A 1,646-nucleotide genomic window follows, 5' to 3' on the forward strand; every position below is an offset into this window, starting at 1 on the left:
GATTCGGTGATGGTCGGCGGCTTCGTGATGGTCGGCTCGATCGCGCTGAATCGCCCGGCCATCACTCTGGCACGCGTGAAACCGGTTGCACGCCTGACCAGCGAGGTGCTGGCGCTGGTGGTGCCGACCGATTCGAAGTTCCAGACGATCAAGGATTTCCAGGCCGCGCTGGTGAAGAACATCGCCGAGGTGCCGCTGGCCGGCGGCGGGGCCGGCGGCGTCGACCACATGTGCGCCGCGCTGGTGGCGCGCGCGGCCGGGGCTGATCCGGGCAAGCTGGTCTATGTGCCGTCGAGCAGCGGGGCCGAGGTGATGCAGGCGCTGGCGGCCGGCAAGGTGGCGGCGGCGGTGTCCGGCTTCGGCGAGCTGAAATCGGGCATCTCGTCAGGCAAGCTGCGGGCGCTGGCGATCAGCTCGCGGCGCGGGCTGTTCGGCATCCCGTCGTTCCGCGAGCAGCGCCTCGACGTCGACCTGGCGAACTGGCGCGGCATCTTCGCGCCGGCCGGCATGTCCGATGCGCAGGTGGCCAACCTGCGTGCCTCGCTGCAGAAGGCGACCCAGCACCCCAGCTGGCAGGCCGCGCTGGTGCGCAACGACTGGCAGCCGAGCTGGCAGGTGGGCACCGAGTTTGCCGAGTCGATGGAGCTCGACAAGGCGATGGCGGATGCGCTCGTCTACATCCTCAAGCTGAAGACGGCCTGATCAGGCGGGCCATCCCTGCAGGTGGCGGATCGCGATCGCGCTCAGCGCGGCGATCCACTCATGCTGGTCGTTCAGGCACGGGATGTAGTTGAACTCCGCCCCGCCGGCCTCGAGGAAGGCATCGCGCGCCTCCTGCGCGATTTCCTCGAGCGTCTCCAGGCAGTCCGCGGTGAAGCCCGGGCACATCACGTCGACGCGCCTGACGCCTTGCTTTGCCAGCCCGACCAGCGTCGGCTCGGTGTAGGGCTGCAGCCATTCGGCCTTGCCGAAGCGGCTCTGGAAGGTCACGAGCCATTGGTCGTCCTTCAGGTCGAGTCGCTGCGCCAGCAGGCGCCCGGTCTCCAGGCATTCGCCGTGGTACGGGTCGCCCAGATCGCGCGTGCGGCGCGGCATGCCGTGGAAGCTCATCACCAGCTTGTCCGGCCGGCCGTGCGACATCCAGTGGTCCGACACGCGCTTGGCCAGCGCCGCGATGTAGGCCGGGTCGTCGTGGTAGCGGTTGACGAAGCGCAGCTCGGGCAGCGCGCGAACCCGTTGCGCCCACTGGTAGATCGCGTCGTTGACGCTGGCCGTCGTCGCCGCGCAGTACTGCGGGTACATCGGCAGCACCAGGATGCGGGTGGCGCCGGCGGCCTTCAGCGCGTCGAGTTCGCGGCCGATCGCCGGCGTGCCGTAGCGCATCGCGAAGGCCACCTGCACCCGGTGGCCGCGCTCGCCCAGGTAGCCTGCCAGCAGCCTGGCCTGCTTCTGCGTCCACACTTTCAGCGGCGAGCCTTCGGGCATCCACACCGTTGCGTACTTGGCCGCCGACTTGGCCGGCCGCACGCGCAGGATGATGGCGTGCAGGATCAGCCACCACAGCAGCTTGGGGATCTCGACGACGCGCGGGTCGCTGAGGAACTGCGCGAGGTAGCGGCGCACCGCGGCAGCGGTCGGCGCATCGG

The 1,646-nt window shown here is 69.7% G+C and carries 2 protein-coding genes; one reads left to right on the forward strand and one right to left on the reverse strand.

Going from position 1 to position 1,646, the window contains the following annotated elements; genetic code table 11:
• Nucleotides 1–702: tripartite tricarboxylate transporter substrate-binding protein (locus tag AC1D15_RS31070; protein WP_477829066.1), on the forward strand; the 702-nt coding region annotated here is incomplete at its 5' end.
• Here the strand turns inward: AC1D15_RS31070 and hemH are convergent.
• On the reverse strand, nt 703–1,646 hold a 944-nt coding region (gene hemH, locus AC1D15_RS31075), incomplete at its 5' end, for a ferrochelatase (RefSeq protein WP_477829067.1).

The sequence above is a fragment of the Rhizobacter sp. P2_H2 genome (assembly GCF_056403375.1).